The 19,340-nt window shown below is 44.8% G+C and carries 19 protein-coding genes; 14 read left to right on the top strand and 5 right to left on the bottom strand.

The window, feature by feature from the left end; translation table 11 throughout:
* Window positions 1–5: 5 nt before the first annotated feature.
* The gene (locus JRG66_RS07265; RefSeq protein ID WP_265165251.1) at window positions 6–1,154 is read right to left on the bottom strand and encodes a DNA polymerase III subunit; all 1,149 of its coding nucleotides are present in this window, start codon (window positions 1,152–1,154) and stop codon (window positions 6–8) included.
* Between the two features lie 70 nt (window positions 1,155–1,224).
* On the opposite strand from JRG66_RS07265, the gene JRG66_RS07260 reads away from it, so the two are divergent.
* Genes JRG66_RS07260 through JRG66_RS07250 form a run of 3 tightly spaced genes read left to right on the top strand, consistent with a single transcriptional unit; the run spans window position 1,225 to window position 5,032 of the window.
* Window positions 1,225–2,409 carry a phosphoglycerate kinase gene (locus JRG66_RS07260; RefSeq protein WP_265165249.1) on the top strand — a complete coding sequence of 395 codons (1,185 nt, stop codon included), beginning with the start codon at window positions 1,225–1,227 and terminating at the stop codon, window positions 2,407–2,409.
* Window positions 2,410–2,463: 54 nt separating this feature from the next.
* A complete protein-coding gene (locus JRG66_RS07255) occupies window positions 2,464–4,035 on the top strand; it encodes a lytic transglycosylase domain-containing protein (protein WP_371875344.1) in 1,572 nt (523 codons plus the stop codon).
* Between the two features lie 22 nt (window positions 4,036–4,057).
* A complete protein-coding gene (locus JRG66_RS07250) occupies window positions 4,058–5,032 on the top strand; it encodes a DUF4837 family protein (protein WP_265165246.1) in 975 nt (324 codons plus the stop codon).
* A gap of 66 nt (window positions 5,033–5,098) precedes the next feature.
* Here the strand turns inward: JRG66_RS07250 and tatA are convergent, their stop codons facing one another.
* Window positions 5,099–5,296 (bottom strand): twin-arginine translocase TatA/TatE family subunit, encoded by a 198-nt coding sequence (tatA, locus tag JRG66_RS07245; RefSeq protein ID WP_265165244.1) that lies wholly within the window; start codon window positions 5,294–5,296, stop codon window positions 5,099–5,101.
* A gap of 111 nt (window positions 5,297–5,407) precedes the next feature.
* On the opposite strand from tatA, the gene JRG66_RS07240 reads away from it, so the two are divergent.
* Genes JRG66_RS07240 through rfbD form a run of 7 tightly spaced genes read left to right on the top strand, consistent with a single transcriptional unit; the run spans window position 5,408 to window position 12,788 of the window.
* Complete coding sequence (locus JRG66_RS07240) at window positions 5,408–6,277, top strand: M23 family metallopeptidase (protein ID WP_265165243.1); 870 nt, start codon at window positions 5,408–5,410, stop codon at window positions 6,275–6,277.
* 5 nt (window positions 6,278–6,282) lie between these two features.
* Window positions 6,283–7,785: a GH3 auxin-responsive promoter family protein gene (locus JRG66_RS07235; RefSeq protein ID WP_265165241.1), complete on the top strand. Its 1,503-nt coding sequence runs from the start codon at window positions 6,283–6,285 to the stop codon at window positions 7,783–7,785.
* A 3-nt stretch (window positions 7,786–7,788) separates the two neighbouring features.
* Window positions 7,789–9,525 carry a DUF6909 family protein gene (locus JRG66_RS07230; protein ID WP_265165239.1) on the top strand — a complete coding sequence of 579 codons (1,737 nt, stop codon included), beginning with the start codon at window positions 7,789–7,791 and terminating at the stop codon, window positions 9,523–9,525.
* A complete protein-coding gene (rfbB, locus tag JRG66_RS07225) occupies window positions 9,526–10,545 on the top strand; it encodes a dTDP-glucose 4,6-dehydratase (RefSeq protein ID WP_265165238.1) in 1,020 nt (339 codons plus the stop codon). It abuts the gene before it with no gap.
* Window positions 10,542–11,399, top strand: a complete 858-nt coding sequence (gene rfbA, locus JRG66_RS07220) for a glucose-1-phosphate thymidylyltransferase RfbA (RefSeq protein WP_265165236.1) — start codon at window positions 10,542–10,544, stop codon at window positions 11,397–11,399. Before rfbB ends, rfbA begins: the two co-directional genes overlap by 4 nt.
* 1 nt (window position 11,400) lies before the next feature.
* On the top strand, window positions 11,401–11,949 hold the full coding sequence (gene rfbC / locus JRG66_RS07215; protein WP_265165234.1) for a dTDP-4-dehydrorhamnose 3,5-epimerase: 549 nt from the start codon (window positions 11,401–11,403) through the stop codon (window positions 11,947–11,949).
* Entirely contained in the window at window positions 11,946–12,788 is an 843-nt protein-coding gene (gene rfbD, locus JRG66_RS07210) for a dTDP-4-dehydrorhamnose reductase (RefSeq protein ID WP_265165233.1), read from the top strand. The genes rfbC and rfbD overlap by 4 nt, the downstream gene beginning before the upstream one ends.
* Here rfbD and JRG66_RS07205 read toward each other — a convergent pair.
* On the bottom strand, window positions 12,776–13,435 hold the full coding sequence (locus JRG66_RS07205) for an SRPBCC family protein (RefSeq protein WP_265165231.1): 660 nt from the start codon (window positions 13,433–13,435) through the stop codon (window positions 12,776–12,778). The genes rfbD and JRG66_RS07205 overlap by 13 nt on opposite strands.
* Before the next feature lie 176 nt (window positions 13,436–13,611).
* Here JRG66_RS07205 and JRG66_RS07200 point away from each other — a divergent pair, with 176 nt between their 5' ends.
* Window positions 13,612–14,601: a UDP-glucuronic acid decarboxylase family protein gene (locus tag JRG66_RS07200; protein ID WP_265165230.1), complete on the top strand. Its 990-nt coding sequence runs from the start codon at window positions 13,612–13,614 to the stop codon at window positions 14,599–14,601.
* Window positions 14,602–14,664: 63 nt separating this feature from the next.
* The gene (locus JRG66_RS07195) at window positions 14,665–15,444 is read left to right on the top strand and encodes a glycosyltransferase family 2 protein (RefSeq protein WP_265165228.1); all 780 of its coding nucleotides are present in this window, start codon (window positions 14,665–14,667) and stop codon (window positions 15,442–15,444) included.
* Here the strand turns inward: JRG66_RS07195 and JRG66_RS07190 are convergent.
* Window positions 15,433–16,740, bottom strand: coding sequence for a phenylacetate--CoA ligase family protein (locus JRG66_RS07190; protein WP_265165226.1), 1,308 nt, complete (start codon window positions 16,738–16,740; stop codon window positions 15,433–15,435). The genes JRG66_RS07195 and JRG66_RS07190 overlap by 12 nt on opposite strands.
* An 88-nt stretch (window positions 16,741–16,828) precedes the next feature.
* Here JRG66_RS07190 and purD point away from each other — a divergent pair, with 88 nt between their 5' ends.
* A complete protein-coding gene (purD, locus tag JRG66_RS07185; RefSeq protein WP_265165224.1) occupies window positions 16,829–18,100 on the top strand; it encodes a phosphoribosylamine--glycine ligase in 1,272 nt (423 codons plus the stop codon).
* On the opposite strand, the gene JRG66_RS07180 is transcribed toward purD, so the two are convergent.
* Window positions 18,097–18,327, bottom strand: coding sequence for a DUF6341 family protein (locus tag JRG66_RS07180; protein ID WP_265165223.1), 231 nt, complete (start codon window positions 18,325–18,327; stop codon window positions 18,097–18,099). The genes purD and JRG66_RS07180 overlap by 4 nt on opposite strands.
* A gap of 40 nt (window positions 18,328–18,367) precedes the next feature.
* Here JRG66_RS07180 and JRG66_RS07175 point away from each other — a divergent pair, with 40 nt between their 5' ends.
* Window positions 18,368–19,288 carry a DUF6427 family protein gene (locus JRG66_RS07175; protein ID WP_265165221.1) on the top strand — a complete coding sequence of 307 codons (921 nt, stop codon included), beginning with the start codon at window positions 18,368–18,370 and terminating at the stop codon, window positions 19,286–19,288.
* Window positions 19,289–19,340 lie beyond the last annotated feature (52 nt).

Here is a 19,340-nt window from a genome sequence, read left to right as displayed (position 1 = left end):
ATGCACTAATTTTTGTGAATGAGTCGGGTGAGTTTTATGGAAAGATCTGTGAGAATGATCTTGGCATTTCCGTTCCTTTCGATGTGGTACATGGCATCTTCGAGTTCTCTGGTGATCCCGGTAATGTTGTTCCCGGTAATGAAAGGAGCAAATTTCTCTAATTTGAATCCGCTGGTTTGGGGTTCCAAAAAAACCAGGTTTTTTGCCTTGTAGTTGTACATGAGGGCCTGCCTGAAGAAATCCATACAAAAGAGCAGGAATTTCTTTTGTACTTCCCTTCCCGTCCCTGCGATCATTTCGCTCCAGGCGAGCAGGTCTGAGAGGGCGGTTTTGTCGCCTTTGGCCTTAAAAGCGGTTCTCACCCACGAAATAAACCATTCTTCAAACTGCTCGTCGCCAGAATGTTGTTTGAGGATGTGCAGCGCATTGTTGAAGTTGCCGTTGGCGCGGTGGGCAATGGTGAGGGCTTTGGCACGATCGCAGTTTTCCCTTTGCACAAGGCCTTCGGCTATTACAGCTTCATTGATTGGCGGGAAATGCAGAATTTGACATCTGGACCTTATGGTTTGAATGATGCTCTCTTCTTCTTCAGTAATCAGCAGAAAAAGGGTTTTTTGAGGCGGTTCTTCTATAAGCTTCAGCAATTTGTTGGCGCAGCTGTCGTTCATTTTTTCGGCCATCCAGATGATCATCACTTTGTAGCCGCCCTCGTAAGACTTAAGGGAGAGGGATTTTACGATATCCTGGGCTTCATCTACACCTATTTTTCCCTGTTTGTTCTCAATTCCCAGCTTTTGGTACCAGTCAAAGAGGTTTCCGTAAGGTTCCTGTGCTACAAATTGCCGCCATTCTTCTGTGAAATGAGAAGAAACGGCATTCTTTTTTACCTTGTCGTTATTGGCTACAGGGTAAGCAAAATGTAGATCGGGGTGCGACAGCCTGTTCATTTTCAGGTTACAGGAGTCATTTCCGGTATTATTCTCGGCATTGGTGTTTTGACAAAGCACGTATTGGGCGTAGGCAATTGCCATGGGAAGCGTTCCGCTGCCCGAAGAACCTACAAATAACTGGGCATGAGGAATCCGGTTGTTATCTACCGTTGTGGTAAGGTGATTCTTTATGTGCGGAAGGCCTAAAACTTCAGAAAATAGCATAAGCAAAGATAAAATTTCTTCACACTTTTATATCTTAGAGAATTATTTAATTTAAGCTAAAATCAGCTGTATGAAAACTATTAATGACTATAATTTTAAGGATAAAAAAGCCCTGATAAGGGTAGATTTCAACGTTCCTCTAAACGAACAACAGGAGGTTGGTGATACCAGCCGAATTGAGGGCGCAAAACCAACCATAGATAAAATTTTGAAAGATGGCGGCAGCGCTATTCTTATGTCTCACCTGGGGCGTCCAAAAGGAGTTGATAAGAAGAATTCCCTGCAGCATATAGTTAGTAAGGCTTCAGAAATTCTTGGGACCCAAGTGAAATTTGTAGATGAATCTGTTGGTGAAAAGGCACAACAGGCTGCAAAAGCGCTTAAACCCGGGGAGGTATTATTGCTTGAAAACCTGCGCTTTCACGCGGAAGAAGAAAAAGGCGATGAAGAATTTGCAAAAAAACTGTCTGCCCTGGGAGACATTTACGTAAATGATGCCTTTGGAACAGCACATCGTGCACATGCCTCTACCACTATCGTGGCTAATTATTTTGAAGATAAATGTTTGGGAGCGTTGCTCGCCAAGGAAATTGACAGTCTTGAAAAAGTATTGGGGAATTCTGAAAAACCGGTGACTGCAGTTTTGGGTGGTGCCAAAGTATCTACCAAGATCACTGTGATTGAGAATATCCTGGACAAGATCGACCACCTGATCATTGGCGGCGGAATGACATATACTTTCACTAAAGCCCAGGGCGGAAGCATCGGAAATTCTCTGGTTGAAGACGATAAACTGGAACTGGCACTTGAAATTCTTAGAAAAGCCGAAGAAAAAGGAGTAAAGATTCACCTGCCCGTTGATGCGGTAGTAGCCGATTCTTTTTCGGAAGAAGCCGACACCAAAATTGTTTCGGTTAACGATATTCCTGATGGCTGGATGGGACTTGACATAGGCCCCGACACCGTGAAGAAGTACGGACAAATTCTTGAAGAATCAAAAACCATCTTGTGGAACGGCCCAATGGGTGTTTTTGAAATGCCGCCTTTTGCCAAGGGAACCATTGCTGTGGGAGAGCATATTGCTGCCGCTACCAAAAAAGGCGCCTTCTCACTTGTAGGGGGAGGAGATTCTGTTGCTGCGGTTAAACAATTTGGCCTTGAAGACCAGGTAAGCTACGTTTCTACAGGCGGTGGCGCCATGCTGGAAATGCTGGAAGGAAAAAGTTTACCGGGAATTGAAGCGTTAAAAAAATAAAGAGGTACGATAATTGAAGGAAAAAAGTACTGTTTTTTGAGAAATGACTTTATGATGAAACAAATTTTGCCATTTTTAATGCTACTCATGTCTGTAGCTGCTTTTGCCCAAAACAAAAAAGAAGGGGAAAAGAATGTGGATGGACAGGAGAACAAAGAAACCGGCGATACCATAAGGCTTCCCGAACAGGACTTCTTCCTTCTACTCGATAGCGATGACGTAGACCTTGCAAACAGGGTCCCGGTACATAAGATCATCAAAGACTCCCTTGTTTTTGCCCTTTTAGACGACGCAGGTGCTGCTGCCATAGATTCTTTGTGGCAGCAGGAGTTGTTTGAATCCAGTTTGTACATGGATTTGAAAGACTCCCTGCTAAATCAGGAGTACAGCGAGGTAGTTTTTGATGATCTACCTACCGATACTTTAAAGTTAAGGCTGCAAAAGCTGAATGCCAAGACCCCTTTTAACGTTGAATACAACCCTTTGCTTGAGAATGTGATCAAGTCTTACCTCAAGAGAAACAAAAAGGGGATGGAGCGGTTAATGGCTTTAAGCACTTATTATTTTCCCCTCTTTGAGCAGAAGCTTGACCTATACAATATCCCGCTTGAAATAAAATACCTGGCCATTGTGGAATCGGCGCTTAATCCGCGTGCGAGATCTCGCGTGGGCGCAACAGGGCTGTGGCAGTTCATGTTTGCGACGGGTAAAATGCACGGCCTTGATGTGAGCTCCTATGTAGATGAACGAATGGACCCTATCATGTCTACCGAAGCGGCGGCTCAATATCTTTCTACCCTTTACCGGGTTTTTGAAGACTGGGACCTTGTGTTGGCTTCTTACAACTCGGGCCCGGGAAATGTTTCCAAAGCCATAAGGCGTAGCGGAGGTTCTACCAATTACTGGAACCTTAGGCCTTATCTTCCACGTGAAACAGCAGGATATGTGCCTGCCTTCCTGGCTACCATGTACATCTTTGAATATGCCGAAGAACACGGTTTTCAGCCTCCTCACCCAAGAACCACTTATTTTGAAACTGATACCATTCACCCAAAGAAGATGCTCACTTTTGAGCAAATTTCACAGGTCACCGGCGTAGAAAAAGAAATGCTGCAGTTCCTTAATCCCAGCTACAAGCTTGATGTTATCCCTTTTGTGGAAGACGAAAAATACTCCCTTAGGTTACCCCGAAACAAAACCGGGCTCTTTGTGAACAATGAAGAGGCGATTTACGGGTATGCCCAGGCACTTGAAGAAAAGAAAGAAGAGGCTTTACCCGGGCTCACACAACCCGAATCTACCTTAAGGTACAGGGTGAGGCGTGGAGATTACCTCGGAAAAATAGCAGAAAGATATGGAGTGGGAGTCAGCCAGATAAAGCGATGGAACAACCTGAGGAGCAATAATTTGCGAATAGGGCAAAGACTGCTGATTTATCCGCGGAAAAATTCGGCTACAGCCGATAATTCTTCTTCTGTAAAGACTTATACGGTAAAGCACGGGGATTCCCTTTGGAGCATTTCCAAGAAATTTCCGGGCGTTACTGTAAAACAAATAAAGAGCCTGAATAATATGAACAGCAACCGGCTAAAACCCGGAATGAAACTTAAACTCTCAGACGGGTAATGCGCCCGCTTAAATTCGATCTATGAAAAATTTCTTCGCTTTTTTTTCCGTTCTTTTTGTTTTAACCAGCTGTGGTAATGGCAAAGAAGATCCTGTAGTGGTCGCCAATTCCTCCGGAAACATCAATAACCTCAGCGTTATTATGGAAAATGACCTGTGGACAGGAGAAGTAGGGGAAGCCGTGAGACGACATCTCGCCGCCCCCGTAGACGGTTTGCCTCAGGAAGAGCCGTTATTTTCCTTAAGCCAGATGCCACCTGAAGCTTATCAGGGTTTTGCAAGAAAGAACAGGATATTTTTACACATCCAAAAAGGGCAGGAGCCGGCAATAAAAATGGCCGATAATGCTTATGCACGGCCACAAAAAGGCATTTTTATCACAGGGGAGAACAATGAACAGATCATCTCTTTAATTGAAGAAAATGCTGAAAAAATAATTTCTACCTTTAAGAGAACAGAACTTACCGAGCAGCAGCGGCGCATCAAAAAATCCCTGAAAAGCGATGAAAAGCTGGAAGAGCAGCTGGGTGTTTCTTTAAAGTTCCCCACAGCATACCGATACGCCAAGGAAACCGATGATTTTTTCTGGATCAGGAAAGACATACCTACCGGGAGCATGGAGATCCTGGTGTATGAAGTTCCAAGGCATGTCATTGAAAAAGACACCAATATAGTGGGCAACATTATTGAGATGCGCGACTCTATTGGGCAAACCCACATTCCCGGAAGGGTTGACGGCAGCTATATGGTCACAGAATCGGCTTATGCGCCATATCTTTTTGAATCTCAAATTGACGGTAAATTCGCCTGGGAGTCAAAAGGGATCTGGGAAGTAAGAGGAGATTTTATGGGCGGCCCATTTATAAATTACGCTGTACTGGATGAAGAGAATGACAGGTATGTTGTCTTAGAGGGCTTTGCTTTCTCACCTTCAGCACGAAAAAGGGAAAATATGATGGAACTGGAAGCTATCCTTAAATCGGCAGAGATTAAGTAACAAGAAGTCAGGACACAAAAAAACCCAACGCGAGTTGGGTTTTTTTGTGTCTTATTCCAGAGATTGTTATAATCTCTTCTTGTCTTCTTCTGGTTTATTAGCGGGAGCATCATCTTTAGAAGCGTCTTTAAATTCTTTAATTCCGCTACCCAGTCCTCTCATAAGTTCAGGGATCTTTCTTCCTCCAAACAACAACAGCACAACAACCACAATTAGTATGATTTGTGGTGCCCCAATCTGCAATGGTATAAAAACTGCACTCATAATAATCAATTTAATGTGGCAAAGTTAGTAATAAAACTTTAATTCATTTGTTTATGAGGGGATAAAACCTATCTAAATATCTTTATTATATCTTTGCCTTAGGCTGTAAATATGACCAAGAACACCGAACATAAAAGAAATTTCAGGCAAAAGCTCCTGCATAAATACAGGCTTGTAATTCTCAATGAAGACACTTTTGAAGAAAAGTTGTCTTTTAAGCTTACCCGTCTCAACGTATTTGTGGTAGTGACACTTTCAGCAATTTTGTTGATTGCAGGCACAACCCTGCTCATTGCATTTACAGGACTAAGGGAATATATTCCCGGCTATTCTTCAACCGAGCTGCAGCAAAGGGCTTTGCAGCTTGCCTACAAAACTGATTCGCTCCAGACTGTGGTGGAGCTGAATAATCAATATCTGGGATCTATAAAACGAGTTCTGTCGGGAGATGTTAAACCTGCTGAGTTCAACAGGGATTCGCTTATGGAAGCTCAGCGGCTAAGCGCAGATGAGGTAGACCTGAAGCCCTCAAAAGAAGATAGCCTGCTTAGGGAAACCGTAGTGCAGGAAGATAAGTACAACTTCCTGGAAACTGCTACTTCCAGGGCCAATTACGCCTTATTCCCGCCTTTAAAAGGGCCGTTTTCGGAAGGATATAACATCAAAGACAAACATTTTGGGGTAGATATTGTAGCCTCTCACAACGCCCCGGTAAAATCTGTAGCCGATGGTACTGTGATTTTTTCGGGCTGGACGGCAGAGACAGGAAACGTGATTATCATAGAACACAGCTACGGCCTTATTTCCATTTACAAACACAACTCATCGCTCACCAAAGAGCAGGGAGACAGGGTGTTGAAGGGAGAGGTTGTGGCCACGGCAGGTTCTACGGGTGAATATTCCACCGGGCCGCACCTGCATTTTGAACTTTGGAGCGAAGGCCGCCCTGTAAATCCCACAGATTTTATAGATTTTGAATAAAAAGTATGTCAGTAAAATCATTTGCAGCTAAAATATTCGCAGCCTACATTCGGCGCCAAATCGATTCCTGGGCCACACGCCCGGTAGAGACCCAAAAAAGGGTTTTTGAGCAGCTCTTAAAGAAAGCTGCCAATACCGAATTTGGAAAAGATCACGGCTTTAAGAACATCTCCAGCTACAGGGAATATGCCGCTCGTGTGCCGGTTAGAGATTATGAAGAGCTAAAACCCTATGTAGAAAAGGTAGTTGCAGGCGAGAAAGACATTCTTTGGCCGGGCAAACCTATCTACTTCGCCAAGACATCAGGTACTACCAGTGGGGCAAAATATATCCCGCTTACCAAAGAGTCTATGCCCACACACATAGATGCAGCGCGAAATGCCATTTTGTGCTACATCAATGACACGGGAAAAGCCGATTTTGTAGACGGAAAAATGATCTTTCTACAGGGAAGCCCCGAACTGGATGAGAAAAACGGCATTAAACTTGGCAGGCTCTCCGGAATTGCAGCACATTACGTTCCCGGATACCTGCAACGCAACCGTATGCCTTCCTGGGAAACCAATACCATTGAAGACTGGGAAACCAAAGTTGAAGCAATAGTCGATGAAACCCTGAAGGAAGATATGAGCGTTATTAGCGGGATACCTTCATGGGTGCAAATGTATTTTGAAAGGCTGCAGGCACGTACCGGGAAAAAAGTAGGGGAGATCTTCCCTAATTTCAACCTTTTCATCTATGGGGGGGTTAACTTTGAACCTTACCGCGCAAAATTTGAAAGCCTTATTGGCAGGAAAGTAGACAGTATTGAACTATTCCCCGCTTCCGAAGGATTTTTTGCCTACCAGGACAGGCAGGATGAAAAAGGCATGCTGCTCCTGCTCAACTCGGGGATTTTCTATGAGTTTATAAAGGCCGATGAATTTTATTCTGAAAATCCGAGGCGGTACACCATTGGCGAAGTAGAAATAGGCGTGAATTATGTTATGATCATTTCTACCACGGCAGGCCTATGGGCTTACAACCTGGGAGATACCATCCAGTTTACCTCTCTGGCACCATACAGGCTGATCGTTTCAGGGCGGATAAAGCATTTTATTTCGGCTTTTGGAGAGCACGTGATTGCCAAAGAAGTAGAGCAGGCCATGCAGGAAGCTACGGCCGGTACTTCGGTAAAGATCAGCGAATTCACCGTGGCACCTCAAATCACGCCCGAAGGGAACCAGCTGCCGTACCACGAATGGTTCATAGAATTTGAAGAAGAACCTGCCAGTCTTGATACTTTTGCTTCGGCATTAGACAAATCGCTTCAGCAGCAAAATTCGTATTATCTGGATTTGATTGAAGGCAAGATCCTTCAGCAATTAAAAATTAGCACAGTACCCGAAAATGGTTTTCAGCAATACATGAAATCCATAGGCAAACTGGGCGGACAAAATAAACTACCCAGGCTCTCAAACGATCGCAAGATTGCAGGATTCCTGGAAAAAATAAAAAACACTAAATAAATTATGGGTAATTTGAAATTACAGGGACGCACAAGGGCTCAGGAAAGCTCCAACGCCATAGAACGCATGTACATTACCATGCGCCACCTTTTTAACAGGGGGTTCTACAAGCCTATGGGAGTCTCGGGGGAAACCCTGCGTGAAGCTCTTTTGATTCTTCGTCCTGAAATATACGGTTCTGTAGCCGAAGAAAAAGTTGAGCTTAACGGACTTCTGTACGTCATGGACAGGCTTCCGCTTGGCCTTGAAGAATGTCGCTTTATCAACCTCACCAGCGATGAAGGCTACGGCAATTCTCATTTTAAACCTATAGTTCCGCCAAAAAGGCGCCGCAACTGCTACAGGATAGATGAGGAACAAATGAATATTGAGATCACCCGCGGACGTTCAGAAATTTATGACATCCTTACCCACCTTACATTCCTTTTTATCGAATCCCACAAAATTATGAGACGGGTGCTTATAGATGAAGAAGGGGAAGTATCTCGTGACTGGCAAAAACTGGAGGTTGCGGTGACCCAAAAAGAACCTCTAACCCAGGCGCAAAGGGAAGTCGCGCTTACCCACACGGCAAATATACTTGGCCGCACCTTTAGGGAAGTGACCACCATTTATCCCCTTTTTAGCACCCCGTCCAGTCCCGAAAGGTTCCTGCACATCATCTATTTTTTGGGCAAACTCGCTCTTGATGAAATGCTCAACAACAACAAACGCATCGTGACCTTTAGCCCCGTGCTTCGCGAAAGACTGGGCCACCACATACACGGGGAGATATGGGCAAATAAGGTAAAGGAAGTTTTGTTGGAAAAGAACCTGATGAACCGTCCTTTGCACATCATAAGCGCCAACATGCACAGCGTGATGAATACGCTTTATGCTTCGGAAGCTCTAAAACCCGAGCTCAAGAAGAAATCGCTCTTCGGAATCTATGAAGATCTTAGCAACAATGCCAATGGGCAGCTAAGAATGAAGGTGATGAAAAATGCTGTTTCTGAAGGTATGATTTTCATTGAAGACACCAGCGGGGCAAACATAGATGTGCAGATCTTTGACACTGCAAAAATGTCTCTGGTAAACCCGAAGTTCAAAACCGGTAAAAAGCTAAAAGACGAAGACAAACCTGTCATCATGGTGATGGATTACGCTTTTGGAGAGCAGGCCTACGAAACCATGGATGAAATGCTGAAACCGTACCAGTCAGACCAGGGGAATATCCACCTCAATGTTGCTTCAATCTCTATTATGGGGAAAGCCGGGATCCTGGTAGGAGGCAAAGGCGATATCATGATCCCAACCGCCCACCTTTTTGAAGGTACAGCCGATAACTATCCTTTTCACAACGAACTTTCAAAAGAAGACCTTGAAGGTAATGGCATTCATGTTTGCGATGGTTCTATGATCACGGTGTTGGGAACTTCCCTTCAGAATAAAGACATTTTAAAATTCTTCCACGAGTCTACCTGGAACGTTGTGGGGCTTGAGATGGAAGGTGCGCATTATCAAAAGGCGGTGCAGGCTGCGGCTAGGTTGAGAAAAAACATCAGTGAAGACGTGAAGGTAAGATATGCCTATTACGCTTCAGATAATCCGCTGGAAACAGGAAGCACGCTGGCTTCGGGCGGACTTGGAACTACAGGTGTGAAACCTACCTATCTCATTACTGAAAAAATCCTGGAACAAATATTTGAAGTTCCGAAGGTATCCGAAAAAGAGAAAGAACCTAAAAAAGAGAAAGCTTAAATGAACGATAAACAATACACGCTTGTCACCGGTGGGGCCGGTTTTATAGGTTCCAATTACATCAATCTTTTTATTCAGGATAAAGATACACACATTGTCAACCTCGACCTGCTCACCTACGCCGGAAGTCTCGACAACCTGGAGGTAGACGGCCACGAGAACTATACCTTCGTAAAAGGGGATATTAGAGACAAGGAGCTGGTGAAAAACCTGTTTGAAAAATACCATTTTTCAAGGGTGATAAATTTTGCAGCCGAATCTCATGTAGATAATTCAATCCTGAATCCTGCGGCTTTTGTTGAAACAAACATCAACGGGACTTTCAACCTGCTGCAAACCGCTTACAACCTCTGGATGAATGGCCCATTTGAACTGAAGGAAGAGTACAGCGATGCAAAATTCCTTCATGTTTCTACCGATGAGGTCTATGGAACCCTGGGAGCTGAAGGTTTGTTCACCGAAGAAACCCCGTATGCGCCAAATAGTCCGTATTCGGCTTCAAAAGCAGCTTCAGATTTTCTGGTGCGCAGTTATTTTCATACCTATGGGATGCCGGTTTTGACCACCAACTGCTCTAATAATTACGGACCTCATCAACACGATGAAAAACTTATTCCCACTATTATACGAACCGCCCTTAAAGAAGAGTCCATTCCCATTTATGGAGACGGCAAGAATGTAAGGGACTGGTTATACGTTTTAGATCATTGCAAAGGCATCAACCTGGTACTCAAAAATGGCAAATTTGGGGAGACTTATAATATTGGCGGCCGCAATGAGCGCGAGAACATCTACATTGCCCAGAAGATTTCTGAAATTCTTGATAAACTGGTTCCACGTGAAAACGGCGAGAGTTACACCCGGTTAATCACTTTTGTAAAAGACAGGCCGGGGCACGACCAGCGCTATGCGATAGATGCCACCAAACTGGAATCTCAACTGTGCTGGAAGGCCGATGAGAATTTTGAATCGGGTATTGAGAAAACCATACGCTGGTACCTCGAAAAATATACTAAATGAAAGGCATAATACTGGCAGGAGGATCGGGCACCAGGCTGCACCCCTTAACACTTGCGGTGAGCAAGCAGTTAATGCCGGTATACGATAAGCCCATGATCTATTATCCGCTATCCACCTTAATGATGGCGGGCATTAGGGAGATCCTTATTATTTCCACCCCAAAAGACCTGCCTTTGTTCAGGGAGCTGTTGGGGGACGGGAGCCGGTATGGTTGTGAATTCCAGTATGCCGTACAGGATGAGCCGCGGGGGCTTGCCGAAGCCTTCATTATTGGAGCAAATTTTATCGGAAATGACAAAGTAGCACTTATTCTGGGAGACAATATTTTCTATGGATCGGGATTAGACAGGCTGCTTCAGGAGAAAAGTGACCCCGAGGGCGGAATGATCTTTGCCTACCACGTACATGATCCAAAACGCTATGGCGTGGTGGATTTTGACCAGAGCGGGAAAGTCATTTCTATCGAAGAAAAACCCGTTTCCCCCAGGTCAAATTTTGCAGTTCCGGGCATTTATTTTTACAACAACGAGGTAGTAGAGATCGCCAGGGGCATAAAACCTTCGGGAAGGGCAGAACTGGAGATCACCGATGTGAACAATGCCTACCTCCAAAAAGGGAGGCTACAGGTGAGCATTCTCGACAAAGGTACAGCCTGGCTGGACACAGGTACTTTTGATTCCCTCATGAAAGCTTCGCAGTTTGTGCAGGTGATAGAAGAACGGCAGGGGTTAAAGATTGGAGCAATAGAAGAAACGGCCTATAATATGGGCTACATAAATAAACAGCAGCTGCACCGGCTGGCCCAGCCCCTTTTAAAAAGTGGGTACGGCGAATACCTTTTACAACTGGATTAATATGTTAGAAATTGAACAAACTCCTTTAAAAGATTGTTTTTTGCTGAAACCTTCAGTCTTCCGCGATCACCGCGGAACATTTCTGGAAAGCTTCAGCCAAAGGAGGTTTGAACAGGTAACGGGCCTGGAGATGGAATTTGTGCAGGACAACCAGTCATCTTCCAAAAAAGGCGTTTTGAGAGGCCTTCACTTTCAGAAAGGAAAATACGCGCAGTCAAAACTGGTGAGAACTGTGGTGGGTAAGGTTCTGGATGTGGTGGTAGACCTTCGGCCAGAATCCCCCACCTTTAAAAAGTCGTTTAAAGCCGTTTTAAGCGATCAAAACCATCATCAGCTCTTTGTGCCTGCCGGTTTTGCCCATGGCTTTCTAACCATGTCTGAAATCTCGGTTTTCGCATATAAATGTGACCAGTACTATCACCAGGAAGCCGACGCCGGTGTTTATTACAACGACCCTGTTTTTAAAATAGACTGGGAATTTCCTGAAGATGAGCTCATCCTTTCAGAAAAAGACGCGCATCTTCCCACTTTTGAAGAATTAGGCCTATGAAGATTTTAGTCACCGGCGCAGGAGGGCAGTTGGGAAGATGTATTGAGCAGGCTTCCCATAAATATCCCGGCCTTCATTTTACTTTCACAACCTCAGATGAGCTCGATCTTACACAATTTGCAGTGGTGGGAGCCTTTATGCGCAGGGAAAAATTTGACCTGTGTATTAATTGCGCGGCCTATACCAATGTAGAGCAGGCAGAGAAGCAGCAGGAAATGGCTTATCTTATAAATGCTGAAAGTGTGAACAACCTGGCGCGCGACTGCGATGAAACCGGCTGTACGCTTATTCACATCTCTACAGATTACGTTTTTAACGGAAGGAAAAATTCTCCCTATACCGAAGAAGACAGCACAGATCCGCTTAATGTCTACGGGGCTTCAAAGCTGCTGGGGGAACAGTATATCCAGGAGGCGACTGATAAATATGTCATTTTAAGGACTTCTTGGTTGTATTCAGAGGTTGGAAAGAATTTTTTCAATAGCATTTGCAGTAAAGCCGGCGCCGGTGAGACTCTCAACATCACTTCTTCTCAAAAAGGAACGCCAACCAATGCCCATGATCTTGCCCGTTTTATCCTGAATATCATTGCAGAAGAAAAGCTAAAATTCGGATTATATCATTACAGCAACCTGGGAGAAGCCACCTGGCTTGATTTTGCCAGAGAAATTGTGAGCTTAACAAAGCCTGATGCAGTGGTGGTAGAAAATAACGATTTTAAGACCCTTGCTTTAAGGCCGTCATACAGCGTACTCTCAAAGCAAAAGGTGCAGGAGGTTTTTGGCCTGCCCGTGCCTCACTGGAAAGAGAGCTTAAAGCAGCTCATCTACAGGTTGTAATCCCGCTCTATAAACCATTTGAAATGCCTTACATCTTCCTCTACCATGTCTTCAAAGACCGGGTTTAGGAGTCGGGCGGCACTTTCTCCGGGAATTCCGCCGGGGGCATGGTAAGAGATCACCACGTGCAGCTCGGTACCGCTGCCGGCATCTTTAAACTCCACTTTACCGGCATTTTCTATTGATGAGCCCGGTAAAGAACGCCAGCCTAAAAATTCGAACGGCCGTTCTTTAACGATCTCACTTTTCCATCTTAGCGTGCCCACATGTCCGGGTAAATGTGCCTCCCAAACCGAGATGTTGTCATTAAGACTTTCTACACTCTCCAGGTGTTCCATGAACAACGGGAGGTTTTCGAGATTTCGCCAAAAGGTGTAGACTTCTTCACGGGGCTTATCAACCATAAGGCTAAGCTGAATGTTGACATTACGGCTGCGATTGTCGGGTTTTGTTTTGCCTATGGCGTTGTATAGAAAACAATTCCCCGAAATTCCCCTGTACAACAGGTAACCCGCAAGCAGGGCTTCCAGGCTGCTTTTCTTTTTCTTTCCGAGGGCATTATATAAAAAATAAGCCCCTGCCAAAAAAGAGGCCCCTCGTTCGGCATCACTTACATTGGTATTTAGGTGTGGTATAAGATTACGCATAGCTGGTTGTTTTCGGTTGTATAGCCTAATTTACTCATAATGCGGCCAATGCTTAGTTTTAGTTTTGCTTAAATTGGGTTAAATTATTCTTAAATGCGGCACTAACTGCTGCTGCTTCTCAATACTGGATGCCTGTATCGCCTAAAATTCCTTACTTTCGGGTGTAAAACCAACCAATGAAGAAAAGAATCCTTATCACGGGAGCTGCAGGTTTTCTGGGGTCCCACCTTTGTGACAAATTCATACATGAAGGTTACCACGTGATTGGAATGGACAACCTTATCACGGGTGACAAAAAGAATATAGAACACCTTTTCAGGCTCGAGAATTTTGAATTCTACCATCACGATGTGACCACTTTTGTGCATGTGCCGGGAGAGCTCGACTACATCCTGCATTTCGCTTCTCCTGCCAGCCCTATAGATTACCTCAAGATTCCCATTCAAACCTTAAAAGTGGGCTCTTTGGGAACTCATAACCTTTTGGGGCTCGCCATGGTAAAAAAGGCGAGGATACTTATCGCTTCTACTTCGGAAGTCTACGGCGACCCGCTGGTGCACCCCCAAACCGAAGAATACTACGGGAACGTGAATACCATTGGCCCCCGCGGTGTGTATGATGAAGCTAAAAGGTTTCAGGAAAGCATCACCATGGCCTATCATCGTTTTCACGGCCTGGAAACCCGAATAGTGCGTATCTTCAATACCTATGGGCCGCGAATGAGGCTGAATGACGGGCGCGTGATCCCCGCTTTTATTGGTCAGGCGTTAAGGGGCGAAGACCTCACCGTCTTTGGGGATGGTTCACAAACCAGGTCGTTCTGTTATGTAGATGACCAGGTAGAGGGAATTTACAAACTGTTGCTGAGTGATTATGCTTACCCGGTAAATATTGGAAACCCGCATGAGATCACCATAAAAGATTTTGCCGAAGAAATCATAAAACTCACCGGTACCAGTCAAAAGATCATCTACAAACCCCTGCCCGAAGATGACCCTATGCAGCGGCAGCCCGATATTTCCAAAGCTAAAGAAGTTTTAGGCTGGGAGCCTAAGGTGTCCCGTAGCGAAGGCATGAAAAAAACTTACAATTACTTTAAAGATCTTGGAAAGGAAGAACTTTATCGAAGCGAGCATAAAGACTTCTCAAAACACATTAGAAAATAGCATTTTTGAAGCCTTATGTTTTGGCTGTTTCGCAGGATTTTTTATAATGGCTAAAACCTGAAAATGAAGAAAAAGCCGCTGGTTTCTGTCATTATGCCGGCCTATAATGCTGCCGGTTTTATTGCTGAAAGTATTCGCTCTGTACAGCAGCAAACCCATGCCAACTGGGAATTGCTGGTGATAGACGATGCTTCTCAGGACGCTACTTCAAAAATAGTCGAAGCTTTTAAAGCCGATGATGACCGAATCAAACTGCACGTGCTGCCCACCAACCAGGGAGCCGGTTTCGCCCGAAATATCGGAATAAAAGCAGCTGCAGGAGATTTTATCTCTTTTCTGGATACCGATGACCTCTGGAAGCCTCACAAGCTGGAAAAACAGCTTAAACTGATGCAGCAGGAGCGTATTCAGGTATGTTATGGGAGCTATGAACTTATGAACGAAGATGGGAAAAGCCTTCACCAGCAAATAAAAGCTCTCAAAACCCTTACTTTTTCTAAGCTGAAAAAAGCCAATTATATAGGCAACCTTACCGGCATCTATAACGCCCGTACCCTGGGAAAGATCTACTGCCCGCTCATTAGGAAAAGGCAGGACTGGGGGCTATGGCTGCTGGCCCTCCAAAAGGCTGGCGAGGCAGGGGGTATCGGGGAGCCGCTGGCAATATACCGCCAACGCCGGGGTTCAATTTCTCAGAACAAAATGGAAATGCTTCAGTACAACTACAAAGTTTATAGGGAGGTGCTGGAATATTCTGCTCCAAAAAGCCTTTTGTGGATGCTATTGTTTTTATGGGAGCAGTTTTTTGTTAAACAAAGGCAGAGAGTTCCTTTACAGAAGTGATTCAAACTGCTTCAGTTTACCTCTATTACTGCGGTCAAGCAGCGTTTTGTGCTCAAAATGCAGCTCTAATCCCTTTTCCAGGTAAGTTTCCATGGCTGCTTCAATCTTTTTCTTTTGTTGAGCCTGCAGTTCCTCTCCAGAAACATAAATGATCCTGAAAGAGCCCCGCGCGGTTTGCTGTACAACGAATTCTTTGATTTTTCCGGTGTTTTCTATCACCGTTTTGGTGACGTAATAGAAGGTGAGCCCCGGAACTACTTTTCCGCCAGGCAAAACAGCCACATCGTTAGTCCTGCCAAAAAGTTGCTTTAAAATGGCCTTTTTGGGGCCGGAGTTTTCAGCAAAAGCTCCGCTGTCGCCAATCTCATAGCGGATGAACGGATGGGCTTTGTTGTAGAGGGAAGTAATTACAATACGGCCTTTTTCACCCGGCGCAACGGCTTTTCCTGCCTCATCGAGCACCTCTACAAACTGGGTTTCGCTATTGATTATCATCTCGCCTCCAGTATTTTGAAAAGCCAGCAGCCCGGTTTCACTTGCCCCGTATTCATTGACCACAGCAACTCCAAATACCTCTTCCAGCAGCTTTTTATCTTCCTCAAACAGCATTTCACTGGTAACTATACAGAGACCTAAACTGGGGCAGAGTTCTTTTAAAACCAGGTTTTTTTTCTGAAGGAATTTTGCAAAGAGCACAATTGAGCTGGTGTACCCGTTTATGTATTCGAAAGGCTTTTTCTGAAAATCTTTCAGGAAAGCCTCCATTTTCTTATCGCTGAGGTCAAAGATGGGAAACCTGTACCTCCTGCCCAGGTAATCCTTCAGGCGCTCCCGGTAATACCCGAACTGATCGTGCGGAATTCCGTAGAAACGGGCCTGCAGAGACCGGTCCAGGTCAATGTTGTACCAGCGGTAACGATCGTAAAATTCGGCCCAGGAGAGGGCGTGGCAGAATTTATCTTTGGCAAAAATAAAAGGATGTCCGCTGGATCCGGAAGTTTTTCCCACATGGCTGTTTCGGGTGTTAAATCCTTTGCTGAAGCGCTCTTCCAGCGGTCGTTGCAGATGTTTCTTCTGCATTAGCGGCACATTTTCCCAGGTCTCAAACTGCCCTTTTCCGAAGAATTCCCGGTAAAAAGGGTTGTGTTTTAAGTGGAATTCGACTATTTCCCGCTTTTTGTTTTCTATGTGAGCAGGGTAGTGTGCCGGGGGGATGTTTTGTATCTCTGCCAGCACTTTTCTGGCCGTTTGAATAGGGAAACCCTTGAGTTGTAAAGAGAGGCCGAACCAGTTCAAGATTTAAATTATGTGTTTTTTACGCCAATTAGTTGGTGCTTCAATTTACAAACATTTATTTTTGAGCCAAGAAAGAAAACACACACCTATGAATATTCTCATCCTTGGTTCGGGAGGCCGCGAGCACACCTTCGCACACCAGCTGTCACAAAGCAGTCGCTGCGACAAACTCTTTATAGCTCCCGGTAACGCCGGCACCGCAAAAATAGCAACAAATGTTCCCTTAAGTGCAACCGATTTTGAAGCTGTAAAGAAGCTGGTCTTAAAAGAGGGTATCGAGATGATGGTGGTGGGGCCCGAAGACCCGCTGGTCAACGGGATTGTAGATTTTTTTAAACAGGATGAGCAACTAAAGCAGGTACGCGTGATAGGCCCTTCTAAAAGAGGCGCCCTGTTAGAAGGAAGCAAAGAGCGGGCTAAAGAGTTTATGGCCATGCACAACATTCCAACCGCAGCCTATGAAAGTTTTACCAAAGAAAGCCTGGAAGCCGGTAAGGAGTTTCTTACTACTCTTAAGCCACCTTACGTGCTTAAAGCCGACGGACTTGCTGCCGGAAAAGGGGTTTTGATCCTTAATTCTTTAGAGGAAGCCCAAACCGAGCTGGAAAACATGCTTTCCAACAATAAATTTGGTACTGCCGGGAATACGGTGGTGATCGAAGAATTTCTTGACGGCATTGAGCTTAGCGTTTTTTTGCTTACCGACGGGAAGAATTACAAGATCCTGCCCACGGCCAAAGATTACAAACGTATTGGCGAAGGGGACACAGGGCTTAACACCGGCGGAATGGGCGCAATTTCCCCTGTTCCTTTTGCCGATGAGGTCTTTATGCAGAAGGTGGAAGAGAGAATTGTAAAACCTACCATTGCTGGTCTTGAAGCCGAAGATATAGACTATAAAGGTTTTGTGTTTATAGGGCTTATCAAAGTAGGAGAGGAGCCTTACGTGATTGAGTACAATGTGAGAATGGGTGATCCTGAAACCGAAGTCGTGCTGCCGCGGCTAAGCTCTGATCTTGTTGAGGTTTTTGAAAAAGTTTCTGAAGGAAAACTAAGCGAAATAAATCTCAAGATAAAAGAAGAATCGGCTGCTACACTCATGCTGGTATCAGGCGGGTATCCCGAAGCATACGAGAAGGGAAAGGAAATTACCGGGCTAAACAATATTGACCAATCAATCGTATTTCATGCCGGAACCGTTGAGAAAGACGGGAAGGTCTTGACTAACGGAGGTCGCGTGATTGCGATCACTTCATTTGGGAAAGACTTCAAAGAGGCCATAAAAAAATCTTATCAAAATGCCGAAAAACTTCATTTTGATAAGATGTATTATAGAAAGGATATAGGTTTTGACCTCTAGCCCAGGAAAGAATGTGCGCTGGTTTCGCGCTTTTCTTCGTTGCGGTCATTGAATTTTTTCAACTGCTTCATCCAGTAGATGAAAGCGGCAAATGCGATAAGAATAAATATCCAGTTTACAGCGTTTGCCAGCCACCAGCTATCCAGTTCTAAACTGGCCAGCTCGTTGAACGGTGCAAACAGGTAATCTTCAAAAATGGTCTGTATCCCCTCGAAAAAATCCTTCATAGTAGCTATATTTAATGCCACAAAAATATAAAAAACCCTAATGCTAACAAGCTTTTTTAGCAATTCCAGGCCCATTAACTTTATTGTGGTGGCCATCTATATCCTTATTTTTTATCTTTTTGCCAACCTGCAGGCCCTGTTCCAGGCAGCTTTTTGGGGCATTTGGCAGGAGGTGGGAATGTTCCTGGTATTGGTGTTGAGCGTTTTTATACTCAATTTTATTTCGGGAAGAAACGAGCTTACGGGGCGAAATGCCTATAAGAGCATTTTGTTTGCGGGTTTTCTCTGCATGTTCCCGGCAGCATTGCAAAACAACGACGTTATCGTGGCAAATCTATTTTTGCTGCTTGCCCTGCGTCGTATCCTTTCCCTAAAATCGCAGCGGGAAACGGTGAAAAAGATCTTTGACGCTACCTTCTGGATTGGGGTGGCATCACTGTTCTATTTTTGGAGCATCCTTTTCTTATTCGTGGTGTACTTCGGGCTGCTGGTGCATGTGGGCCACAGGTTCAAGAACTGGCTGGTGCCCCTGGTGGCGCTGCTGGCACTGCTTTCTATTGTCACCAGTGCCGATCTTTTGATCACCGATACTTTCTATAGCCTTGCCGACTGGTCGCAGAGCATGAACCTCAATTTTGAACAGTACCGCAGGCCCGGCCTCCTCATTCCTGCGGCTTTCCTGTTTGCCCTTACGTTATGGTCAGGGTTTTTCTATGTTTTGATCATTCAAAAAGTAAGTGCCAACGCCAAGTCTTCGCTCTTCATTATCCTGCTTTGTGCAGGTGTGGCCTTGACTTTAGGGGTTTTGGCACCCACCAAAAATGGCAGTGAATTGATGTTCTTTTTTGCCCCGCTGGCCATAGTAGTGACCAATTATTTTCAAAGCATGAAAGATAAGTGGTTCAAAGAAATCCTTTTTGTTTGCATTGTGCTGCTTCCGGTGCTGCTTCTGCTGGTGTAACTATGCTTCAGAAGATTCAAAAACACCCTTTAAAAAAGCTAAAAATCCGGTA

The organism is Salinimicrobium tongyeongense (genome assembly GCF_026109735.1).
Taxonomy (GTDB): domain Bacteria; phylum Bacteroidota; class Bacteroidia; order Flavobacteriales; family Flavobacteriaceae; genus Salinimicrobium; species Salinimicrobium tongyeongense.
Note: the sequence above shows the minus strand (reverse complement) of the source record. Positions and strands in the feature narration are given on the sequence as shown.

Bases quoted from the DNA above. Each gene is read 5' to 3' on its own strand.
- rfbB (WP_265165238.1), top strand. From the start codon at position 9,526: ATGAACGATAAACAATACACGCTTGTCACCGGTGGGGCCGGTTTTATA.
- JRG66_RS07200 (WP_265165230.1), top strand. From the start codon at position 13,612: ATGAAGAAAAGAATCCTTATCACGGGAGCTGCAGGTTTTCTGGGGTCC.
- JRG66_RS07195 (WP_265165228.1), top strand. From the start codon at position 14,665: ATGAAGAAAAAGCCGCTGGTTTCTGTCATTATGCCGGCCTATAATGCT.
- JRG66_RS07235 (WP_265165241.1), top strand. From the start codon at position 6,283: ATGTCAGTAAAATCATTTGCAGCTAAAATATTCGCAGCCTACATTCGG.
- tatA (WP_265165244.1), bottom strand. From the start codon at position 5,296: ATGAGTGCAGTTTTTATACCATTGCAGATTGGGGCACCACAAATCATA.
- JRG66_RS07265 (WP_265165251.1), bottom strand. From the start codon at position 1,154: ATGCTATTTTCTGAAGTTTTAGGCCTTCCGCACATAAAGAATCACCTT.
- JRG66_RS07250 (WP_265165246.1), top strand. From the start codon at position 4,058: ATGAAAAATTTCTTCGCTTTTTTTTCCGTTCTTTTTGTTTTAACCAGC.
- JRG66_RS07205 (WP_265165231.1), bottom strand. From the start codon at position 13,435: ATGCGTAATCTTATACCACACCTAAATACCAATGTAAGTGATGCCGAA.
- JRG66_RS07255 (WP_371875344.1), top strand. From the start codon at position 2,464: ATGAAACAAATTTTGCCATTTTTAATGCTACTCATGTCTGTAGCTGCT.
- rfbC (WP_265165234.1), top strand. From the start codon at position 11,401: ATGTTAGAAATTGAACAAACTCCTTTAAAAGATTGTTTTTTGCTGAAA.
- JRG66_RS07180 (WP_265165223.1), bottom strand. From the start codon at position 18,327: ATGAAGGATTTTTTCGAGGGGATACAGACCATTTTTGAAGATTACCTG.
- JRG66_RS07230 (WP_265165239.1), top strand. From the start codon at position 7,789: ATGGGTAATTTGAAATTACAGGGACGCACAAGGGCTCAGGAAAGCTCC.
- JRG66_RS07260 (WP_265165249.1), top strand. From the start codon at position 1,225: ATGAAAACTATTAATGACTATAATTTTAAGGATAAAAAAGCCCTGATA.
- JRG66_RS07240 (WP_265165243.1), top strand. From the start codon at position 5,408: ATGACCAAGAACACCGAACATAAAAGAAATTTCAGGCAAAAGCTCCTG.
- rfbD (WP_265165233.1), top strand. From the start codon at position 11,946: ATGAAGATTTTAGTCACCGGCGCAGGAGGGCAGTTGGGAAGATGTATT.
- JRG66_RS07175 (WP_265165221.1), top strand. From the start codon at position 18,368: ATGCTAACAAGCTTTTTTAGCAATTCCAGGCCCATTAACTTTATTGTG.
- purD (WP_265165224.1), top strand. From the start codon at position 16,829: ATGAATATTCTCATCCTTGGTTCGGGAGGCCGCGAGCACACCTTCGCA.
- rfbA (WP_265165236.1), top strand. From the start codon at position 10,542: ATGAAAGGCATAATACTGGCAGGAGGATCGGGCACCAGGCTGCACCCC.